Genomic DNA, 17,611 nt, shown 5'->3' on the forward strand with positions numbered 1-17,611 from the left:
GATGGCCTGTCGCGAGTCGTTCGCAAAAGGGCGCGCTGACACTCGCCGCGCGCCGCGATTGGTGTGAGCGATCACAGCCAGTGGTCACCGGCTCCGATCGAGAGCTGCGTTCACCCGCCGCGCTTCTCCTCAGCGACCCAGTTCCCGACTCGCTCCTCGAGGATTGAAAGCGGCACCGGCCCGCTCAACAGCACGATGTCGTGGAACCCACGATAGTCGAAATCCTCGCCCAGCTCGCGCTGCGCCATGTCGCGCAGTTCCATGATCTTCAGCTTGCCGATCATGTAGGCGGTCGCCTGGCCGGGATAGACGATATAGCGTTCGATCGCCTTGACGATGTCGCCGTCAGGATTGGGCGTGTTGTCCTTGAGATATTGGATCGCTTCCTCGCGGCTCCAGCGCTTGGAATGGATGCCGGTGTCGACGACCAGCCGACAGGCACGCCATAATTCCATGCCGAGGCGACCGAAATCGGAATAGGGATCTTCGTAGAAGCCCATGTCCTTGCCCAGTTCCTCCGAATAGAGGCCCCAGCCTTCGGTATAGGCGGTCCACCCGCCGAAGCGGCGGAAGGGCGGGATGTCGCCGAGCTCGGTCTGGAGCGCGCGCTGGAGGTGATGGCCCGGCATGCCTTCGTGATAGGCAAGCGCTTCGAGTTCGTTCCTCGACATGTCCTTGAGGTTGTAGAGATTGACGTAATAGGTGCCGGGGCGCGAGCCGTCGGGCGCAGGGCTCTGGTAAAAGGCTTTCCCCGCGCTCTTTTCGCGGAAGGCTTCGACCGGCTTGATGATCATGTCGGCCTTGGGCAGGCGGCCGAAATAGTCCGGCAGCTTGGCCTCGAGCGCGTCGAGCTTTGCCTGCGCATCGGCGAGATAGTCCTCGCGCGTGTCGTAGTAGAAGCGATCGTCCGTGCGAGTGTATTCGAAGAAGTCCTGCAGGTCGCCATCGAACCCGACCCGGTCCATGATCTTGCGCATCTCGCCGTGGATGCGTTCGACCTGATCAAGCCCGATTTCGTGGATCTCCTCGGCCGTCAGGTCGGTCGTGGTGTAGTTCTTCAGCAGGGCGGCGTAATAGGCCTCGCCATTGGCAAAGCGCCACACCCCGTCGTCGGCCGGGGCCATCGGCTGCTGCCGCTTCAGTTCGGCGAGCAGGCGCTTGTAGGCGGGCAGGGCCTCGGCGTTCCACACGCTCGCGGCGCGCGCCTTCATCGCTGCGGTCGCTTCGGCATCGAGTTCGAGCGCATCGACCTTCTTTGCGAAGTCCTCGAGCACGGCATTGTCGTCGCCCGCCGCGATCAGGCCCTCGACGTCGGAAATCATGTAGGGATAGGCCCAGTCGGGCGGCATCACGCCCGCTTCGGCGCGCTCGGCCGCTTCGGCGACATAGGCGTCGAGCTGCTCGCCGATCCCGTCGATCCGCGAGACATAGGCCTTGGCATCGGAAACGCTGCCGACGCGGTGGATGTTGATGAGGAAGGCCGGGATACGCGTGTGCGGGCCGGAGCGGTGGTCAAACACATAACCCAGTTCGCGAAAGGGCCACAGCATCGCGCTGCGCTGCGCGGTCAGGTCGAACAGGCGGTAGGACAGCGCGTCCTGCTCGCCGAGCGCGGCGGGATCGTATTTCGCCCGCATCTGCGCGGCGGCATAGAGCAGCATCAGCTCCTCGCGCCGCTCGGCTTCGTCGGAGACCTCGCCCCAGCGCCCGTAATCTTCGTCGCGGATGCCGCGATAGGCTTTCGTCGCAGGGCTCATCTCGAGGATCGCCGCGTCGTAGGCCTCGAAGAGCTGGCCGATCGTTTCCGCTTCGGCGATCGTGGTCCACGCATCGTCGGCGGATTTGGCGGCGACAGGCGGCGGTGCGTCCTGCGCGGTGGTGGTGCCTGCCCAAGCGAGGGCGAGGACGGAAGCGGCGAGCATGGTGGTGCGGCGCATGATGGGCCTTTCACGTGATTCCAAGGAGCGGGCCCCCGCGAGGCCCGGTGGCCCGCATAGCGAATGCCCGGACCATTGCAAAAGGACGAAAAAAAGGGCGGCCCCGGTAAGGAGCCGCCCTCGTGAGTTGAGGAACTCTTCGCATTGCTGCTCCGAGCCCTTCGGGTCGCGATGCAGGGTATAGCCGCCGAGCCCTTCGGATAATTGTATGCAAGCGACAAGCTGAAGTACCGATCGGGCGCGTATCCTCACCTGTGTTGGTTTTCGAACGTGCATTACCCGCGATCGACTGGGAAATCGCGCTCGCCCCGCCTGGGGCCAGGGTGTCGCGAGTCGCGCAGATACGGCCAAACGGTCCCGATTCGCCGCGGCGATCCGCGGCGGGCCTCTCGACAGTCTCGCGCAAACTGGCCTAGGCGCTTCTCCCGATCATGCTGTTCGACCTCCTCAGACCCGCGATCTTCGCGCTCGACCCGGAACGGGCGCATCGTCTCGCGATCGGCGCGCTCAAGGCGATGCCGCCGCGCGCGCCCGCGCGGCCCGGGCCGCTGGCGGTCGAGGTTGCGGGCGTAGCCTTCCCCAACCCGGTCGGCGTGGCGGCAGGCTTCGACAAGGATGCCGAGGTGCCGGGCACCCTGCTAGGCCTCGGCTTCGGTTTTACCGAGGTCGGCTCGATCACCCCTCTGCCGCAGGCCGGCAATCCCACACCGCGCCTGTTCCGCCTGCCAGAGGACGGGGCGGTCATCAACCGGATGGGATTCAACAATGCCGGGGCCGAGGCGGCGCTCGCGCGGCTTGCGGCCCGCAAGGGAAAACCGGGCGTGGTCGGCATCAATATCGGCGCGAACAAGGACGCCGCCGACCGTATCGCCGATTACGCGACAATGGCGCGCCTGATGACGCCGCACGCCTCCTATCTTGCCGTCAACGTGTCGAGCCCGAACACGCCGGGCCTGCGCGCATTGCAGGACGAAGGCGCGCTCGCCGCACTTCTCGACGCGGTGATCGCCGCAAGGGCGGAAGCGGCGACTGAAGGAGCCCTGCCGCCGATCTTCCTCAAGGTCGCACCCGATCTCACGCCTGCCGATGTCGACGCGATCGCCCGGATCGCGCTGGACAGGACGCTGGGCGCGCTGATCGTCTCGAACACGACCATCTCGCGGGGCGACCTCGCCTCGCGCCACGCGGGCGAGACGGGCGGGCTGTCGGGCGCGCCGCTGCGGGCTCTTGCGCTGCGCCGGCTGCGCGAATTCCGGCAGGCGACGGGCGGCGAGATCGCGCTGGTCGGCGTCGGCGGGATCGCCACCGCAGAACATGCCTGGCAACGCATTCGCGCAGGCGCGAGCCTCGTACAGCTCTATTCGGCAATGGTCTATGAAGGGCCCGGGCTCGGCGCGCGCATCGTGCGCGGCCTCGGGGAACTGATGCGACGCGATGGCTTCGCAACCATTGCAGAGGCGGTGGGAAGCGAATAGCGCTGCGCTGCATGAACGATTTCGCAAAGCGCTTCGCGTTGCTCGCTCTCGGCCCCGTCCTTGCGCTGGCCCTGGGCGGCTGTGCCACTGCCGACGCTTCCGACACCGCACAGCCTGCCGCCGCCGCTACAGAAGCCAGGCAGGGCGCGGTAAGCGCCGCCGATCCGCGCGCCGCGGCGGCGGGCGAGGCGATCCTTGCCCGGGGCGGCTCCGCGACCGATGCGGCGATCGCGGTGATGCTCGCGCTGACGGTGGTCGAGCCGCAAAGCTCGGGCATCGGCGGGGGCGGCTTCATGATCCATGCCGGGAATGACGGCGTCACCAGTTTCGACGGGCGCGAAAACGCCCCGGCGGCTGCGAGCGCGCGGCGATTCCTGGATGACGAGGGCAAGCCGCTCCCGCGCGATGTCCGCGTGACGTCCGGCCTCAGCGTCGGCGTGCCCGGCAATCTCGCGCTCGCCGCGCGCGCCCATGGCGAACATGGCAGGCTGCCCTGGCGCGACCTGTTCGAACCCGCCATCGCGCTCGCCCGCGACGGGTTCGTGATGAATCGCCGCCTGCACGGATCGCTGGAGGGAACGCGGGGCCGCTCCGACAAGACCGCCGAGGCGAGGGCAATCTATTTCACCCCCGCGGGCAAGCCGCTCCCCGTCGGCTCCCGCATCACGATTCCGGCGCTCGCCGATACGCTGGAGGAAATCGCCGAGGCGGGGCCCGAGGCGTTTTACACCGCCGGTGCCGAGGCGCTGGCGAAGCATGTCGCGCGCCAAACGCCGCAGGACGGCAAGATGCGCGCAAGCGACATCGCGTCCTATGCGGCGAAGGAACGCCCGGCCGTTTGCGCGCCCTATCGCAGCTATCGCGTGTGCGGCATGGGTCCCCCGTCCTCCGGCGGGGTCGCGGTGGCGCAGATCCTCGCCCAGCTCGAACGCTTCGACCTCGCCGCCATGGGTCCGCAAAGCGTTACCTTCTGGCATCTTTTCCTCGAATCCCAGCGCCTCGCCTATGCCGACCGGGAGCTTTACCTCGCCGACAGCGATTTCGTGGACGTGCCGGTCGAAGGCCTGGTTGATCGCGCCTATCTCGCCCGGCGCTCGGCCCTGATCGATCCGGCGCGCGCATTGGAGAGCGCCGAACCGGGCACGCCTCCGGGCGCTCCGACGGGACGCGCCGACGGCGATGAACCGGTCGAAAGCGGCACCTCGCATTTCGCCGTGGTCGACGGCGCGGGCAATGCGGTGAGCTATACTTCGACGATCGAGGGCGCGTTCGGTTCGGGCCTGTTCTATCGCGGCTTCTATCTCAACAACGAGTTGACCGATTTCAGCCTCGTGCCCGAAAAGGACGGCGTGCCGGTCGCCAACCGGGTGGAAGGCGGCAAGCGGCCGCGCTCATCGATGGCGCCGAGCGTGGTGTTCGACGAAGCGGGCGAGATCGTCCTCGTGATCGGCGCAGCGGGCGGGCCGACGATTCCCGTTCAGGTCGCGCGATCGATCATCGGCGTGGTCGATTTCGGCATGACCGCTTCCGAAGCGCTCGGCCTCCCGCTGATCATGGCCTTCGGCGAGACGGTGATCATCGAGGAGGACAGCGTCCTGACCGGCATGACCGATGAACTGGAAACGCTCGGTCACGGGAAGATCCGCAGCTTTTCACCCTCGCTCAAGGCCAATGCGCTGCGCCGCACATCCGCAGGCTGGGAAAGCGCGCGCGATCCCCGGATCGAAGCCAAGCTGGGATATGAATGATCCCGGCAGCGACGGGGCAGGAGGATCGGGCCGAGCTTGCCGCTTTGGCGAAGTGTCCCTAGTTCACGGCGCCAAAGGGGCCGCGAGAGGCCCGATCACACGGCCCCGCCCGGGGATGAGGAGTTGAGCCCAGTGCCCACCACCCAGCCGCCCGCCTCCGTGACGAGGACATCCGCCAACGCCTTCGACAGTCCCATGCTGCGGGACATCGACGGGGCGAACAACCTCGTCGAACTGTTCCTCAAACGCGCCGGGGAAAAGGGCGACGCGCCCTTTCTCGGCGCGAAGATCGAGGGCGAATGGCGCACGCGTTCATGGCGCGAAGTGGCGGACACGGTGTGCCTGCTTGCCGAAAGCCTGCGCCGGATCGGCCTCGGCGACGGCGACAAGGTCGCGCTGGTATCGGAAAACCGCCCGGAATGGTGCATCGCCGACCTCGCGATCATGGCTGCGGGCTGCATCACCGTGCCGACCTACACCACCAACACCCGGCGCGACCACGCGCATATCCTCGACAATTCGTGCGCGCGCGCTGTCATCGTCTCGACCGAGAAACTGCTCGGCCCGTTGGTGGGCGCGATCGGCCAGACCGGCATGATCGAGCACGTCATCGGGATCCAGAACCTCCACCGGCAGCAGGCGGGCAGTTTCGACTATCATGACTGGGACAGCCTCATTCAGGGCGACGCCGCGGCGGCGCGGCTGGCGGTCGAGGCCCGCATGGCGGGGATCACGCGCGAGGACACGGCCTGCTTCATCTACACCAGCGGAACCGGCGGCGCACCGCGCGGCGTGATGCAGCACCACGGCGCGATCCTGTGCAATGTCGCGGGCGCGGCCGAAGTGCTGATCGAGGATTTCGGCATCACCGACGAACGCTTCCTCTCCTTCCTCCCGCTCTCCCACGCCTATGAACACACCGGCGGGCAATATCTGCCCATCGGGGTCGGTGCGGAGATCTTCTATTCGGAGGGGCTCGAAAAGCTCGCCTCGAATATCGAGGAGACGCGGCCCACGATCATGGTCGTCGTCCCCCGCCTGTTCGAGGTGCTGCGCACCCGCATCATGAAGCAGGTCGCAAAGCAGGGCAAAGTCGCGAATTTCATGATGGATGCCGCACTGCGCGTCGCCGACCGTTCCAAGGAGGGCAAGCCGCGCCTGCGCGACCGGCCGGTCGATTTCCTCGTCGAAAGGACGCTGCGCCCCAAGATCCGCGAAAAATTCGGCGGGCGGATCAAGGCGATGGTCTCCGGCGGGGCTCCGCTCAATCCCGAAATCGGCAATTTCTTCGAAGCGATGGGCCTCACCATGCTGCAGGGCTACGGCCAGACCGAGGCGGGGCCGGTGATCGCCTGCAACCGGCCCAAGGTCGGGCTCAAGATGGACACGGTCGGCCCGCCGCTGCGCGGGGTCGAGGTGAAGATCGCCGAGGACGGCGAAATCCTGTGCCGGGGCGAGCTGGTCATGCACGGCTACTGGCAGAACGCATCGGAGACGGCGCGCACGATCAAGCCCGACCCGGCGGACCCGCAAGGCGGGCCTTGGCTTCATACCGGCGATATCGGTGAAATCGACGAAAAGGGCCGGATCCGCATCACCGACCGCAAGAAGGACCTGATCGTCAACGACAAGGGCGACAATGTCGCGCCGCAGAAGATCGAGGGCATGCTCACCCTCCAGCCCGAGATCGCGCAGGCGATGGTGAGCGGGGACAAGCGCCCCTATATCGTCGGCCTGCTGGTTCCCGATGCCGAATGGGCGCTCGAATGGGCGCGCGCCAATGACGAGAAATTCGACATGAAGGCGCTGCAGGACCTTCCGGCCTTCCGCAAGGCGGTGCGCGAAGCGGTCGACCGCACCAATGCCGACCTCTCAGTGGTCGAAAAGGTGCGCAAGTTCGAATTCGCCGACGAGGCCTTCACCATCGAGAACGAGGAAATGACGCCGAGCATGAAAATCCGTCGGCACAAGATCCGCGAACGCTATGCCGAACGGATCGACGGGATGTACAAGGCGTGAGCGATGCGCAGCGCCCGCGACTCAGTCCCGGGCCCTGAGCGTTTCGAGATAGGCGAGCAGGTTGTCGACATCGCCTTCCTCGAACACGAAAACCGGCATTTCGGAAGTGTGGCCGAGCTTCACCCCGCGCTCCAGCGATCCTTCGACGACCCATTCCGGCAGCCGGTTGGCGACGCGCCGCAGGGTCGGCGCGTTGGGATTGGGCGATGTGCCGTCATCGAGTGCGTGGCAGCCGGCGCAGTTTTCCTGCGCGAACGCCCTGCCCTGCGCGGCGCTGACCGACATTGTTCCGGCCCGCGACATGTCGGTCGAAAGCCCTGCGGAGTCGTTGTCGGTCGCGCAGGCTGCAACGAGCACCGCGCCGGCGAGAATGGGTAGATGCTTGATCACGACATGTCCTCCCTTCCCTGCCGATTAGACCAGCGCGGCGGGGCGGCACAAGCGCAGAGCACCGCCTCCGGTTGCGCCGGCCCGTGGGCGCGGTTCACGCTGCTTCGGCTTCTCCGACGTGTTCGGGAAAGAAGCGCGGGTTCGCCTTCGACCAGCCGGGCGCGGTCGCGGCGGCTTCGGACAGCGATTGCAGCAGCACCTTGCGCCGCTCGGGCCGGATCTGCGGCAGCGCGGCGGCAGCGCAGAAGGCGGACGGGAGGAAAGGCCGGATTTCCGGGCCGATCAGGCGTTCGTAAAGGAAGCGGAAGGCGGAGAAGCTCTCGATCCGGTCCTGTTCGAGATCGAAGGCGGCGATCCGCACCAGCTTGCCGAGGAAGCGTTCGAGCTCGCCCGCGCTGTCCGCCGCCGGGACCATAGCGCGCAGGGGCTTGAGGTCCTGGTAGGCGACATATTGCCGCCGGATCGAAGTGCGCGCGCGCTCGGTCGTGCCCCACAGGCGGAACGCGTCGCAGCGGGCAAGGCCGATGTCGAGGCTGCGCTTGATATAGGCCTGTTCGCACGAGGCGAACCCTGCGAATTCGCGCATCTCGCTGATCGCGAGCATATTGGTGCTGGCAAGTGTCACGGGCTTCGTCTCCCACGCGGATTGCTTGGGGAGGTTGTCGCGCAACGTGGTTAACTTCGGGTAACCATGCGCCCGGCTTTCTGGGGGCTCAGATCAGGCCGGCCAGCGGGCTCGACGGGTCGGCATAGCGCCGCCGCCCCATGCGCCCGGCGAGATAGGCCTCGCGCCCGGCTTCGACCGCGAGCTTCATCGCGCCGGCCATGCGGATGGGGTCCTTCGCCTCGGCGATGGCGGTGTTCATCAGGATGCCGTCGCAGCCCAGTTCCATGCCGACCGCCGCATCCGACGCCGTGCCGACCCCCGCATCGACCAGCACCGGCACGTTCGCGCCCTCGACGATCAGGCGGATCGTGACCTGGTTCTGGATACCGAGCCCCGATCCGATCGGCGCGCCCAGCGGCATGATCGCGACCGCGCCCGCGTCCTCCAGCTGCTTCGCCGCGATCGGATCGTCGACGCAATAGACCATCGGGGCAAAGCCTTCCTTCGCCAGAACCTCGGTCGCTTTCAGCGTCTCGCGCATGTCGGGGTAGAGCGTCTTGGCCTCGCCCAGCACTTCGAGTTTGACGAGATCCCAGCCGCCCGCCTCGCGTGCGAGGCGCAGGGTGCGGATCGCGTCCTCGGCGGTGAAGCAGCCCGCGGTGTTGGGCAGATAGGTGATTTTCTTGGGGTCGATGAAATCGGTCAGCATCGGCGCCTTGGGGTCAGTGACGTTCACCCGCCGCACCGCGACCGTGACGATTTCCGCGCCGCTCGCCTCGACGGCGGCGGCGTTCTGTTCGAAATCCGTGTATTTGCCCGTGCCAACGATCAGGCGAGAGGTGAAAGTACGGCCTGCAACACTCCAATTATCGCTTTCGCGCGCGGCCTGGTGATCGCCCCCGCCGACGAAATGCACGATTTCCAGCGTGTCGCCCTCGCCCAGCGCCGCCTCGCCCAGCGTCGAGCGCGGAACGATCTCCCCGTTGCGCTCCACCGCGACCTTTTCGGGCGGCAGGTCCAGTTCGCGCACGAGATCGGCGATGGTTGCGGCCGATGTGCGGCGCGCTTCGCCGTTAAGAGTGATGCTTTTCACGATTGCCTTGTCCGGGGTCGTTACTGTCATGGCTTTGGACATAGGCCGCGTCGGGCCGAGCGCAACTGCGATTGTGGTCGGACAGGACTATCCGAGATGCGCCCGGCGGCCCGCACGCAGGTTCATGACATGTCCGGCCGACACCAACACCACGCCGACCAGGGTCAGCACCATTTCGTGTGCACCGTGGGCCACTGCGAGCGCCCCGGCCATGAATGTGAGCCCGGTGGTGGCCGTGACAAGCGGCGCCGCGCTGCGATGGCGAATCGCGCCCCAGCCGATCGCGAAGGCGGCCAGCACGAGCGCGAGCACGAGCCCGACCCGGTGGATCGACGGCTCGAGCAGGAAATGCCCGCCCAGGCCAAGCGCCGAGACGATGGTAAGCGTGACGATGCAATGGACCATGCAAAGTCCCGCCAGCCCGATCCCGAACTGGTCGAGCCGCCGGCGAAGCGTCGAACGGGTAGGGACCCGGGCCGCATAAGGCGCGCTGTTCGTCATGAAGCCGTTCGTCATGAAAGGGCCTGTTTCGTCGAATACCGGCCCAGATATGTGACAGGGTAACATTAAGCAAGGTCTTTGGTTCCCCTTGCGGGGATCGCAGCAATGCTTGCGGCAAATGGTCTTGCACATCGGGCCGGACCCGCACATCTACGCGCGCAGATCATGGCGACGCTCGCATCTTCTCCCGCTCTTGCCGCAACGGATCCGCGCGACGGCGCGCGCCCGGCCGTCATCGCGCTCTGGCTGCAGGCGACCGCGTTTCTCGTCGTGTGCATCGTGGTCGTCGGCGGGATCACCCGGCTGACCGAAAGCGGGCTTTCGATTACGGAGTGGAACGTCGCCTCAGGGGTGCTTCCCCCGCTCACCGACGCGCAGTGGCAGGCCGAATTCGCCAAATATCGCGCCACTCCCGAATACCGGCTCGAAGCGAGTCTCGGCGGGATGGGCCTTGATGATTTCAAGTTCATCTTCTTTTGGGAATGGTTCCACCGCCTGCTCGCGCGGGCCGTCGGCGCGGTCTATGCGCTTGGGCTCGTGTGGTTCTGGGCGAGGGGCGTGATACCGCAGGGGTTCAGGCCGCGCCTCGTCGGCCTGCTCGCACTGGGCGGGCTGCAGGGCCTGTTCGGCTGGCTGATGGTGCAGTCGGGGCTGGTCGGCGACATGACCGATGTGAGCCATTTCCGCCTTTCGGTCCACCTACTGACCGCGCTCGCCCTGCTCGCGGGGCTCGTCTGGACCGCGCTCGACATGCGCCGGCTCGCACGCGATCCGGCGGCACGGCCCGCCCCGCTGACCGGCGCTTCCGCGACGGTTGCGGCGGTGTTGTTCGTGCAATTGCTGCTCGGCGCTTGGGTGGCGGGCCTCAATGCCGGACATGCCGCCTATGACTGGCCGCTGATGAACGGGCGGCTGGTGCCCGAGATCGACTGGTCTTCGGGCGTGCTCTGGACGCTGACCCATGATCCTTTCCTGCTGCAATGGCTGCACCGCTGGTGGGCGTGGATCGCGGTCGCGGCGCTGGTCTGGCTCGCCCGGCGGGCGCGCAGGGCCGACCGGCGCGCTTCGATCGCAGTGCATACGGCCTTCGGGACAATGGTCCTGCTCGGCATCGCGACGGTGATGAGCGAAGTCTCGCTGTGGATCGCCTCGGCGCACCAGCTGGTCGGTGCACTGACCGTGGCAGCGACGGTCTGGGCGATGCACGCCGACGGGATCGCACGGCGATCGCAGACGGCGGCGGCATGACGGGTGCGCTCGCCTATGCCCCGTTTCCCGACCGCGACAGCGCGCGCGAAGTCGCAGGCACCCTCCTCTCCGAGAAACTGGTCGCCTGCGCCAATATCATCGGCGGCGTAGAATCCGTTTTCGAATGGCAAGGTCAGCGGGCGAGCGAAGAGGAGGTCGGCGCCCTGTTCAAGACCACGCGAGCCGCGCTCGAGACGCTGATAGAGCGTTTGGGCGAACTCCATCCCTATGATACACCCGCCATTCTGGGATGGCATTGCGATGCGGTCCATCCTGCGACGCTGGACTGGCTGGGTGCGTCCATCGACCCCGGCTGAACGCGAGGCGGATTGGGCGAGAGAGGCTATACCGAAGGCATGAGGAAGACCGGTCGGCGCGACGTCCTGCGAACCGGTCTCGCCGGCGGACTGGCGGGTTCGCTGGCGCTCGCGGCTTCGCCCGTCTGGGCCAAAGGCGAGCCGGTGGCGATCCCCGGATCTGCGATGCGTCTCACGAGGAGGATCGAACGCGACCTGCCGGGCGGCCAACGGTTCGCGGTCGCGCGCAGCTGGGAGATAGCTTTCACCCGCGGCGGTCGGGGCATCGCGGTCTCCGGAAAGCAGCTTTCCGCAAAAGTCGAGGCACCCGGGGATCTCACGGCCATCGCCGGGATCGAGGAGCAACGCCCCACGGACGGCATGTGGCCTATCCTGCTCTCGCACGAGGGTGTCATTGTCGCTTCGGGCGAGGGGATGACGGCGGATGCACGCGCCGCGGCCATGCGCGAGGTCGAACGGCTGATCGCACAAAAGCGGCTTTCCCCCGACGAGGCGCAGCGGCACCGGGCCTTCCTCGCCCGGCTGCACGAAATCGGCGATTCCCTGTTCGCGCGTCTTCCGGGCGACCTGTTTTTCCCGCGCGGGGAGCCGCTTCGGCGGAGCGAGGCGAGAGTGCTTCCCGACGGGCGGGAAGGGCGCTTCAAAGTTGTCTATCTCGCGTTTCCCGCAGCCGGTCGCGACTGGCTGGGCGAGGCGCGGCGCGAGATCGTGACCCTGGTCGGAGGCGAGTCTCTGCGGGCGCGCGAAAGCTGGCGCATGGAGCCGACCTGAAACCACTGCGACAGGTGGAGGTATCATTTTACCTTCCGCGAAAAGCCCGGTTTCGCTTGACTTGAGAGGTCCTGCACGACAAATGCCCGCCTGTTCGCCGTCCGGCGATACGCGGGCGCGGCCCGATTCGACCTCCGGCGGCTCCAACCCGAATTTTCCAAGGATACACAGCCATGAAGGCGCTCAGCAAACAGACCCGGTCGATCAAGCCGGCCGAGGTCGAAAAGAACTGGCACCTGATCGATGCAGAAGACCTCGTCGTGGGCCGCCTCGCCTCGATCATCGCCAACATCCTGCGCGGCAAGAACAAGCCGAGCTTCACGCCGCATGTCGATTGCGGCGATCACGTGGTCGTCATCAATGTCGACAAGGTGAAGTTCACCGGCAAGAAGACGCAGGACAAGCGGTATTACAAGCACACCGGCTATCCCGGCGGCATCAAGGAAACGAGCCCAGCCAAGGTGCTCGAGGGCCGCTTCCCCGAGCGCGTTCTCGAAAAGGCGGTCGAACGCATGATTCCGCGAGGGCCCCTGGGCCGCCAGCAGATGAAGGCGCTGCACCTCTATGCCGGGACCGAGCATCCCCATGCCGGGCAGGACCCGCAGGTGCTCGACGTCGCTTCCATGAATCGCAAGAACAAGGTCTCCGGATAATGGCTCAGGAAGAATCTGGCTCAAAGAACACCGTCTCCGACCTGTCGGACATCAAGGACATCGCCGGCGACGCCCCTGAAGGCGACGCTGCCGAGATCGCCCAGAACGCATCGACCCAGCCTGCCGCTCCGCTGCGCGAGCAGGAGCTCGACGCCCAGGGCCGCGCCTACGCCACCGGCCGCCGCAAGGATGCGGTCGCCCGCGTCTGGGTGAAGCCCGGCACCGGCAAGGTCACCGTCAACGGCAAGGACCAGGAAGTCTACTTCGCGCGTCCGACGCTACGCCTCATCATCAACCAGCCCTTCGCGATCACCGATCGCGACGGCCAGTACGATGTCGTCGCCACGGTGCGCGGCGGCGGCCTTTCGGGTCAGGCCGGCGCAGTCAAGCACGGCATCAGCCAGGCGCTGACCAAGTACGAGCCTGCGCTGCGAGCGACGGTCAAGTCGGCCGGCTTCCTTACCCGCGACAGCCGCGTGGTCGAGCGCAAGAAATACGGCCGAGCCAAGGCTCGCCGCAGCTTCCAGTTCTCGAAGCGCTGATCGCGCTTCGATCCGTTCATGCGAAAGGGCGGCTTTCCGGTGGAAAGCCGCCCTTTTCGTTTCGCTCGACCGGCGCCGCTCAGCGCTGGAGCAGGATCAGCCCCCAGGCCAGCCCGCTGCCCGAAAAGAACAGCGGCCAGGACCAGAACAGGCGAAAGTCCCCGAGCTCGAACGCCTCGATCGCGAGCCGCCCGCCGCTCGAACCCTGCGATCCGATGACGAGCGCCACGCAGGCGGTGATGATGGCGCTAAAGACCGCTGCCTTCAACATGAGCATCGTCTCCTTCTTCGTGACGAGGCGATAGGCTTGCACATGGATATGCCGCAGCGCGCCGCCGGGCCGGCGGCGCATCCGGCACGTAACGCAAACATGACCAAGAATTCCTTAACGCGCGGGTGAAGGGAAAGGTTAAGGCGAATTCGCCCTCTCAGCCCGCCGACACGACCCTTTCGGCCGCACTCGGGAGCTGGCCGCCGACTACGCGCAGCTCGCTTTCGATCCGCCCGCCACTCTCGCAGCGCAGCACCCTGTAGGATGGCGGGGCCCCATCGCGCAGCCGGGTCGACAGCGTGCCCGCGCCGATCATGCGCATGGCGAAGCCCTCGCGCTCGCGGATCTCGTCGAAGGGGACGTGGACATGGCCCGACATCACCGCATGGGCGCCCGCGCGGGCGAGCGCGGCGAAGGCCTCGTCCCCGCCGATCGTGGGGTTGCGCCCCTCGTCGCGCGGGCCCAGCAGCGGATGATGCGCGGTGACGATCACGCTGCGCGCATCCCCCTCGAGTTCGGCCAGTGCCGCCAGCGTCTCGTCGAGCGCACGGCGCTTCACCACACCGTCCGACCACGGAAAGCGCCGCTGCGCGCGAACCGTCGTGTTGAGCGGGACCAGCACCACGTCGCGCGAGACAAAGGACTCGCCCAGCTGCGCGCACAGGCGATGATAGCGGCGATAGGGATCGGTGAAACGTTCCCACAGATTGTAATAGGGCATGTCGTGATTGCCCGGATCGATCAGCACCGGCAGGCCCAGCGAAGCGAACCAGCGCGCCGCAGCCGCGTATTCGCGGTGCTTCGCGCGCTGGGTGAGATCGCCGGTGCATACGAGGGCCTGCGGAGCCTCTCGCGCTATCGCCTCCTCGACCGCGGCGAGGGCGGCCCGGTTCTCGACCCCGAAATGGATATCGCTGACATGGAAAAGGATCGTCGTCATACGCGCCCGGTCAGGATCAGCCACCCGGCCAGCGCGTTGAGCGCGCTGTAGGCCGCATAGGCCCAGGCGAGCGCGGGCCAGCCATTCGCGGTCAGCAGCATCGCCACCAGCAGCACCGTGAATTCCGCCAGCAGCGTGAGCCGCCGCCCGAGCCATCCCACCGAGCGCGGGATCTGGCCGATCAGGGGATGCCCGCTTTCGAGCACCGCGCGGTGCAGCGCAAAGTTGCCGATGCCGAGAGCGAAGATCACGAGAACGCCGAACCACATGACCCGCTTATGGCGCAGACGCCGGTCGGGTGGAAAGGGCCATTTGTCGTGGCCGCCGCAGCATTGGTCGGAGGCGAAGGCCTTCCGTCGACGATTACGGGCGTTTTCGTCGAGATGCGATGGAGCAACTCGATTCACTGCCTTACCACCCTAAGACAGCAGGACGCGGCAATCCCACAAGCTCCACCCGCAAAGGAGCGCCCCCCAACCCCGCCCGCGTCCTGCGATGAGGAGAAATGCCATGAAGACCCTTGCCATCACCGCCGCCGCGATCGGCCTTGCCGTCACCGCCACACCGGCTCTTGCCGCCGCCGGCCCCGCCGCGGGCAACACCATGAATGTCAGCCTCGCCGGGATCGACCTCGATACGCCGGAAGGCCAGGAAATGCTCGATCAGCGGATCGACCGCGCCGCGCGGGACGTTTGCAAGCTCGACCGCGTGCGCACCGGCACCCGCATCCGGTCGCGGGCGTCCATCGACTGCTACGAAAAGGCCAAGGCCAGCGCCAAGCAGCAGGTCGCCGCGATCGTGGAGAAGCAGCGTCGCGGCGGCTGACCCCGACGCATCCGACCTGCCCCGCGCCCCGGTGCGGGACAGGACCTCACGGCCCGAACCCTTCCAGTCCCTGGGGTTCGGGCCGCTTTTGTGCGGGCGCGAAACACCCGCGACGGCGCAAGGGCGGAGGGCAGGTCTGCAGTGCGCATGGGCGCAGCCCAAGGCTAACGCCCGGCCATCGCCTTGACCTTGGAGAGATAGGTCCGCCCGATCCTCAGCGCTTCGCCACTGAGCAATTCGGCCGACCATACGCCGAGCCCGTCATGGCGCAGGCCGCGGATATTGTCGCGCTTGAGAATGGTCGAACGATGGATGCGAATGAATTTTTCGGGATCTAGCCGCGCCTCGAGCCCGGCGATGGTCTGCAGCAGCAGGTAGGAGCGTGAGGCATCGCCCTGCTCGCCCGGGTCGCCGACATGGAGCCGGACATAATCGCGTTCGGCATCGATCCGGTGGACTTCCTCGACATCGATCCGCAGCAATTCGGACCGGTGCGGGACCCACAATTCCTCGAGCCACTGGCTCGCCGCCTTGTTTCGTTCGTCGCCCCGGCCGCCCTCCTGCTCCCGCCGGCGTGCGACCGCCCGGTCTATGGCGCGTTCGAGGCGGTCGGCGGCGACGGGTTTGAGAACGTAGTCGATCGCCTCGAGGTCGAAGGCCTCGACCGCGAAATGATCATGCGCGGTAACGAAGATAATCGCCGGGGGATTCCCGCTATCGGCGAGTTTGCGCGCCACGCCCAGCCCGTCCAGTTCGGGCATGGTCATGTCGAGCAGGACGAGGTCGGGCGCGAGCTTTTCGGCCAGGCGCAGCGCGGCGGCCCCGTCGCTCGCGGTGCCGACCACGCGGATCGCGGGAATCTCGGCACAGATGACCTGGATGCGCTCGACCGCGAGCGGTTCGTCGTCGACGATCAGGGTTCTGAGCGCGCTGTTCTGTGTATCACTCTCGGTCATGATGGGCTCCCGGCTCCTATCCCGTGCGGCGCGCCCGCGCGGAGGCTGGGCGGGAGAGGGGAATGCGGATCTCGGTGCGATATCCACCCGGAACGGGGGCCGATGTAAAGCCGATATCGGATCCGAAGCGCGCCTCCAGCCGGTCGCGCACATTGGCGAGCCCGATCCCGAAGCCGTGCAGGATTTCGTCGGGCACGCCCGGCCCGTCATCGCTCACCGTGATCACCAGCCGATCGAATTCCTCGCGCGCGGCGAGCGTGATGGTGACCGGTCGCGATACTGCGGATACGGCATATTTGACCGAGTTCTCGACCAGCGGCTGCAGGATCATGCCCGGCACGCGCGCTTCGGCGAGATCGTCGGGCAGGTCGAAGACACAGACCAGCCGTTCGGGAAAGCGCACGGCCTCGATATCGAGATAAAGTTGCTGGAGGTCGAATTCGTCCTTGAGCGGCACGTCGCTCGTCGGCTCGTCGGCTAGACTGTGTCGATAGAAGCGGCTGATGGTCTGGATCATGCGCTCGGCCCGGTCGCGCTTGCCCGTCATCACGAGGGCGGACAGCGAATTCAGGGTATTGAACAGGAAATGCGGGTTCACCTGGTAGCGAAGGGACGTGAGTTCCGCCGCCTTGGCTGCATTCCTGAATTGCTGTTCGCGCCGCTCGGCCGCGCGCGCCTGGAAGCCGGCCAGCAGCGCGAAATAGGTCGAAGCCCATGCCAGCAGCAGGAAGTAACGTCCGAGCGCGATATCGAGCAGCTTGCGCCAGAAATCCGCGCTCGTCTCGGCGGGTGCGATGATGATGCTTTCGGATTCGACGATGCCCTCGCCGTCTTCCCCCTGGCCCGGTTCGGCCGGGCTGATCCGCCGCACCGGCACGTCGACCAGCAGGTTGCCCGATTCGTCGCGGCGCAGGTTGATGTTGTTCTTGCGCGCATATTCGGCCTCCTGCGCGGCCTGGATATCCTCGAACATCAACTGGTTCACATGGCCGATCGCCACGGCCACCGGAAAGGCGAAGACGATCGCGGCCGAAATCTTCACCCACAGCGCGCGCTGGTCGAACAGGCGCAGGACGAACCACAGCACCACCGTGAAAGCGACGCCGATCGCCGTAACGATCAGACGGCGCCAGGCCATTTCGAACTGGAACTCGAAATCCATCACCAGGCTGCGCGCGGTGATGAGCACGAAATAGGTCGCCCACAGCACGATCATCGAGACGAGGACCGTACGGAAGGGAACGCTCACCGGCTCTTTGCGGGCTGGCGTTTTCGCTGCGCTTTCGGCGGTGACGGGGTTCAGGAACGAGGCCATGAC

The 17,611-nt window shown here is 66.5% G+C and carries 19 protein-coding genes; 9 read left to right on the forward strand and 10 right to left on the reverse strand.

The genetic code is table 11. From position 1 onward, the window contains the following. Positions 1–110: 110 nt before the first annotated feature. Positions 111–1,937 (reverse strand): DUF885 domain-containing protein, encoded by a 1,827-nt coding sequence (locus RIB52_RS02215; protein WP_350172473.1) that lies wholly within the window; start codon positions 1,935–1,937, stop codon positions 111–113. A 431-nt stretch (positions 1,938–2,368) separates the two neighbouring features. Here RIB52_RS02215 and RIB52_RS02220 point away from each other — a divergent pair, with 431 nt between their 5' ends. From RIB52_RS02220 to RIB52_RS02230, 3 genes are all read left to right on the forward strand, one after another. Next, positions 2,369–3,412, forward strand: coding sequence for a quinone-dependent dihydroorotate dehydrogenase (locus RIB52_RS02220; protein WP_350172475.1), 1,044 nt, complete (start codon positions 2,369–2,371; stop codon positions 3,410–3,412). An 11-nt stretch (positions 3,413–3,423) separates the two neighbouring features. Continuing rightward, positions 3,424–5,160: a gamma-glutamyltransferase gene (gene ggt / locus RIB52_RS02225; protein ID WP_350172477.1), complete on the forward strand. Its 1,737-nt coding sequence runs from the start codon at positions 3,424–3,426 to the stop codon at positions 5,158–5,160. 195 nt (positions 5,161–5,355) lie between these two features. Continuing rightward, positions 5,356–7,179: an AMP-dependent synthetase/ligase gene (locus RIB52_RS02230; protein WP_350173129.1), complete on the forward strand. Its 1,824-nt coding sequence runs from the start codon at positions 5,356–5,358 to the stop codon at positions 7,177–7,179. Positions 7,180–7,200: 21 nt separating this feature from the next. Here the strand turns inward: RIB52_RS02230 and RIB52_RS02235 are convergent, their stop codons facing one another. The 4 genes from RIB52_RS02235 to RIB52_RS02250 form a co-directional block, all read right to left on the reverse strand. After that, positions 7,201–7,569: a c-type cytochrome gene (locus tag RIB52_RS02235; protein ID WP_350172479.1), complete on the reverse strand. Its 369-nt coding sequence runs from the start codon at positions 7,567–7,569 to the stop codon at positions 7,201–7,203. Positions 7,570–7,663: 94 nt separating this feature from the next. Further along, the gene (locus RIB52_RS02240; RefSeq protein ID WP_350173131.1) at positions 7,664–8,173 is read right to left on the reverse strand and encodes a hypothetical protein; all 510 of its coding nucleotides are present in this window, start codon (positions 8,171–8,173) and stop codon (positions 7,664–7,666) included. A 109-nt stretch (positions 8,174–8,282) separates the two neighbouring features. Continuing rightward, the gene (thiS, locus tag RIB52_RS02245; RefSeq protein ID WP_350172481.1) at positions 8,283–9,299 is read right to left on the reverse strand and encodes a sulfur carrier protein ThiS; all 1,017 of its coding nucleotides are present in this window, start codon (positions 9,297–9,299) and stop codon (positions 8,283–8,285) included. Positions 9,300–9,356: 57 nt separating this feature from the next. Continuing rightward, entirely contained in the window at positions 9,357–9,785 is a 429-nt protein-coding gene (locus tag RIB52_RS02250; protein ID WP_350172483.1) for a MerC domain-containing protein, read from the reverse strand. Positions 9,786–9,935: 150 nt separating this feature from the next. Between RIB52_RS02250 and RIB52_RS02255 the strand changes: the two genes are divergently transcribed. The 5 genes from RIB52_RS02255 to rpsI all read left to right on the forward strand — a co-directional run bounded on the left by RIB52_RS02255 (position 9,936) and on the right by rpsI (position 13,301). Then, entirely contained in the window at positions 9,936–11,018 is a 1,083-nt protein-coding gene (locus tag RIB52_RS02255) for a COX15/CtaA family protein (protein ID WP_350172485.1), read from the forward strand. Continuing rightward, a complete protein-coding gene (gene cutA, locus RIB52_RS02260; protein WP_350172487.1) occupies positions 11,015–11,335 on the forward strand; it encodes a divalent-cation tolerance protein CutA in 321 nt (106 codons plus the stop codon). Before RIB52_RS02255 ends, cutA begins: the two co-directional genes overlap by 4 nt. A gap of 39 nt (positions 11,336–11,374) precedes the next feature. Then, positions 11,375–12,106 (forward strand): hypothetical protein, encoded by a 732-nt coding sequence (locus tag RIB52_RS02265; RefSeq protein ID WP_350172489.1) that lies wholly within the window; start codon positions 11,375–11,377, stop codon positions 12,104–12,106. Positions 12,107–12,279: 173 nt separating this feature from the next. Further along, positions 12,280–12,759, forward strand: a complete 480-nt coding sequence (gene rplM / locus RIB52_RS02270; RefSeq protein ID WP_350172491.1) for a 50S ribosomal protein L13 — start codon at positions 12,280–12,282, stop codon at positions 12,757–12,759. Further along, entirely contained in the window at positions 12,759–13,301 is a 543-nt protein-coding gene (gene rpsI / locus RIB52_RS02275; RefSeq protein WP_350172493.1) for a 30S ribosomal protein S9, read from the forward strand. Before rplM ends, rpsI begins: the two co-directional genes overlap by 1 nt. A 79-nt stretch (positions 13,302–13,380) precedes the next feature. On the opposite strand, the gene RIB52_RS02280 is transcribed toward rpsI, so the two are convergent. The 3 genes from RIB52_RS02280 to RIB52_RS02290 form a co-directional block, all read right to left on the reverse strand. Next, positions 13,381–13,653 carry a hypothetical protein gene (locus RIB52_RS02280; RefSeq protein WP_350172495.1) on the reverse strand — a complete coding sequence of 91 codons (273 nt, stop codon included), beginning with the start codon at positions 13,651–13,653 and terminating at the stop codon, positions 13,381–13,383. A gap of 76 nt (positions 13,654–13,729) precedes the next feature. Further along, on the reverse strand, positions 13,730–14,512 hold the full coding sequence (locus RIB52_RS02285) for a metallophosphoesterase family protein (RefSeq protein ID WP_350172497.1): 783 nt from the start codon (positions 14,510–14,512) through the stop codon (positions 13,730–13,732). Continuing rightward, complete coding sequence (locus RIB52_RS02290; RefSeq protein ID WP_350172499.1) at positions 14,509–14,781, reverse strand: hypothetical protein; 273 nt, start codon at positions 14,779–14,781, stop codon at positions 14,509–14,511. The genes RIB52_RS02285 and RIB52_RS02290 overlap by 4 nt, the downstream gene beginning before the upstream one ends. 241 nt (positions 14,782–15,022) lie before the next feature. Between RIB52_RS02290 and RIB52_RS02295 the strand changes: the two genes are divergently transcribed. After that, on the forward strand, positions 15,023–15,337 hold the full coding sequence (locus tag RIB52_RS02295; RefSeq protein ID WP_350172501.1) for a UrcA family protein: 315 nt from the start codon (positions 15,023–15,025) through the stop codon (positions 15,335–15,337). Positions 15,338–15,501: 164 nt separating this feature from the next. Here RIB52_RS02295 and RIB52_RS02300 read toward each other — a convergent pair whose 3' ends face one another. Both RIB52_RS02300 and RIB52_RS02305 read right to left on the reverse strand, forming a co-directional pair. Beyond that, positions 15,502–16,293 (reverse strand): LytR/AlgR family response regulator transcription factor, encoded by a 792-nt coding sequence (locus RIB52_RS02300; RefSeq protein ID WP_350172503.1) that lies wholly within the window; start codon positions 16,291–16,293, stop codon positions 15,502–15,504. Positions 16,294–16,309: 16 nt separating this feature from the next. Continuing rightward, complete coding sequence (locus RIB52_RS02305) at positions 16,310–17,608, reverse strand: sensor histidine kinase (protein WP_350172505.1); 1,299 nt, start codon at positions 17,606–17,608, stop codon at positions 16,310–16,312. Positions 17,609–17,611: the final 3 nt, after the last annotated feature.

The organism is Erythrobacter sp., assembly GCF_040217515.1.
In the GTDB taxonomy this organism is placed as follows: Bacteria; Pseudomonadota; Alphaproteobacteria; order Sphingomonadales; family Sphingomonadaceae; genus Erythrobacter.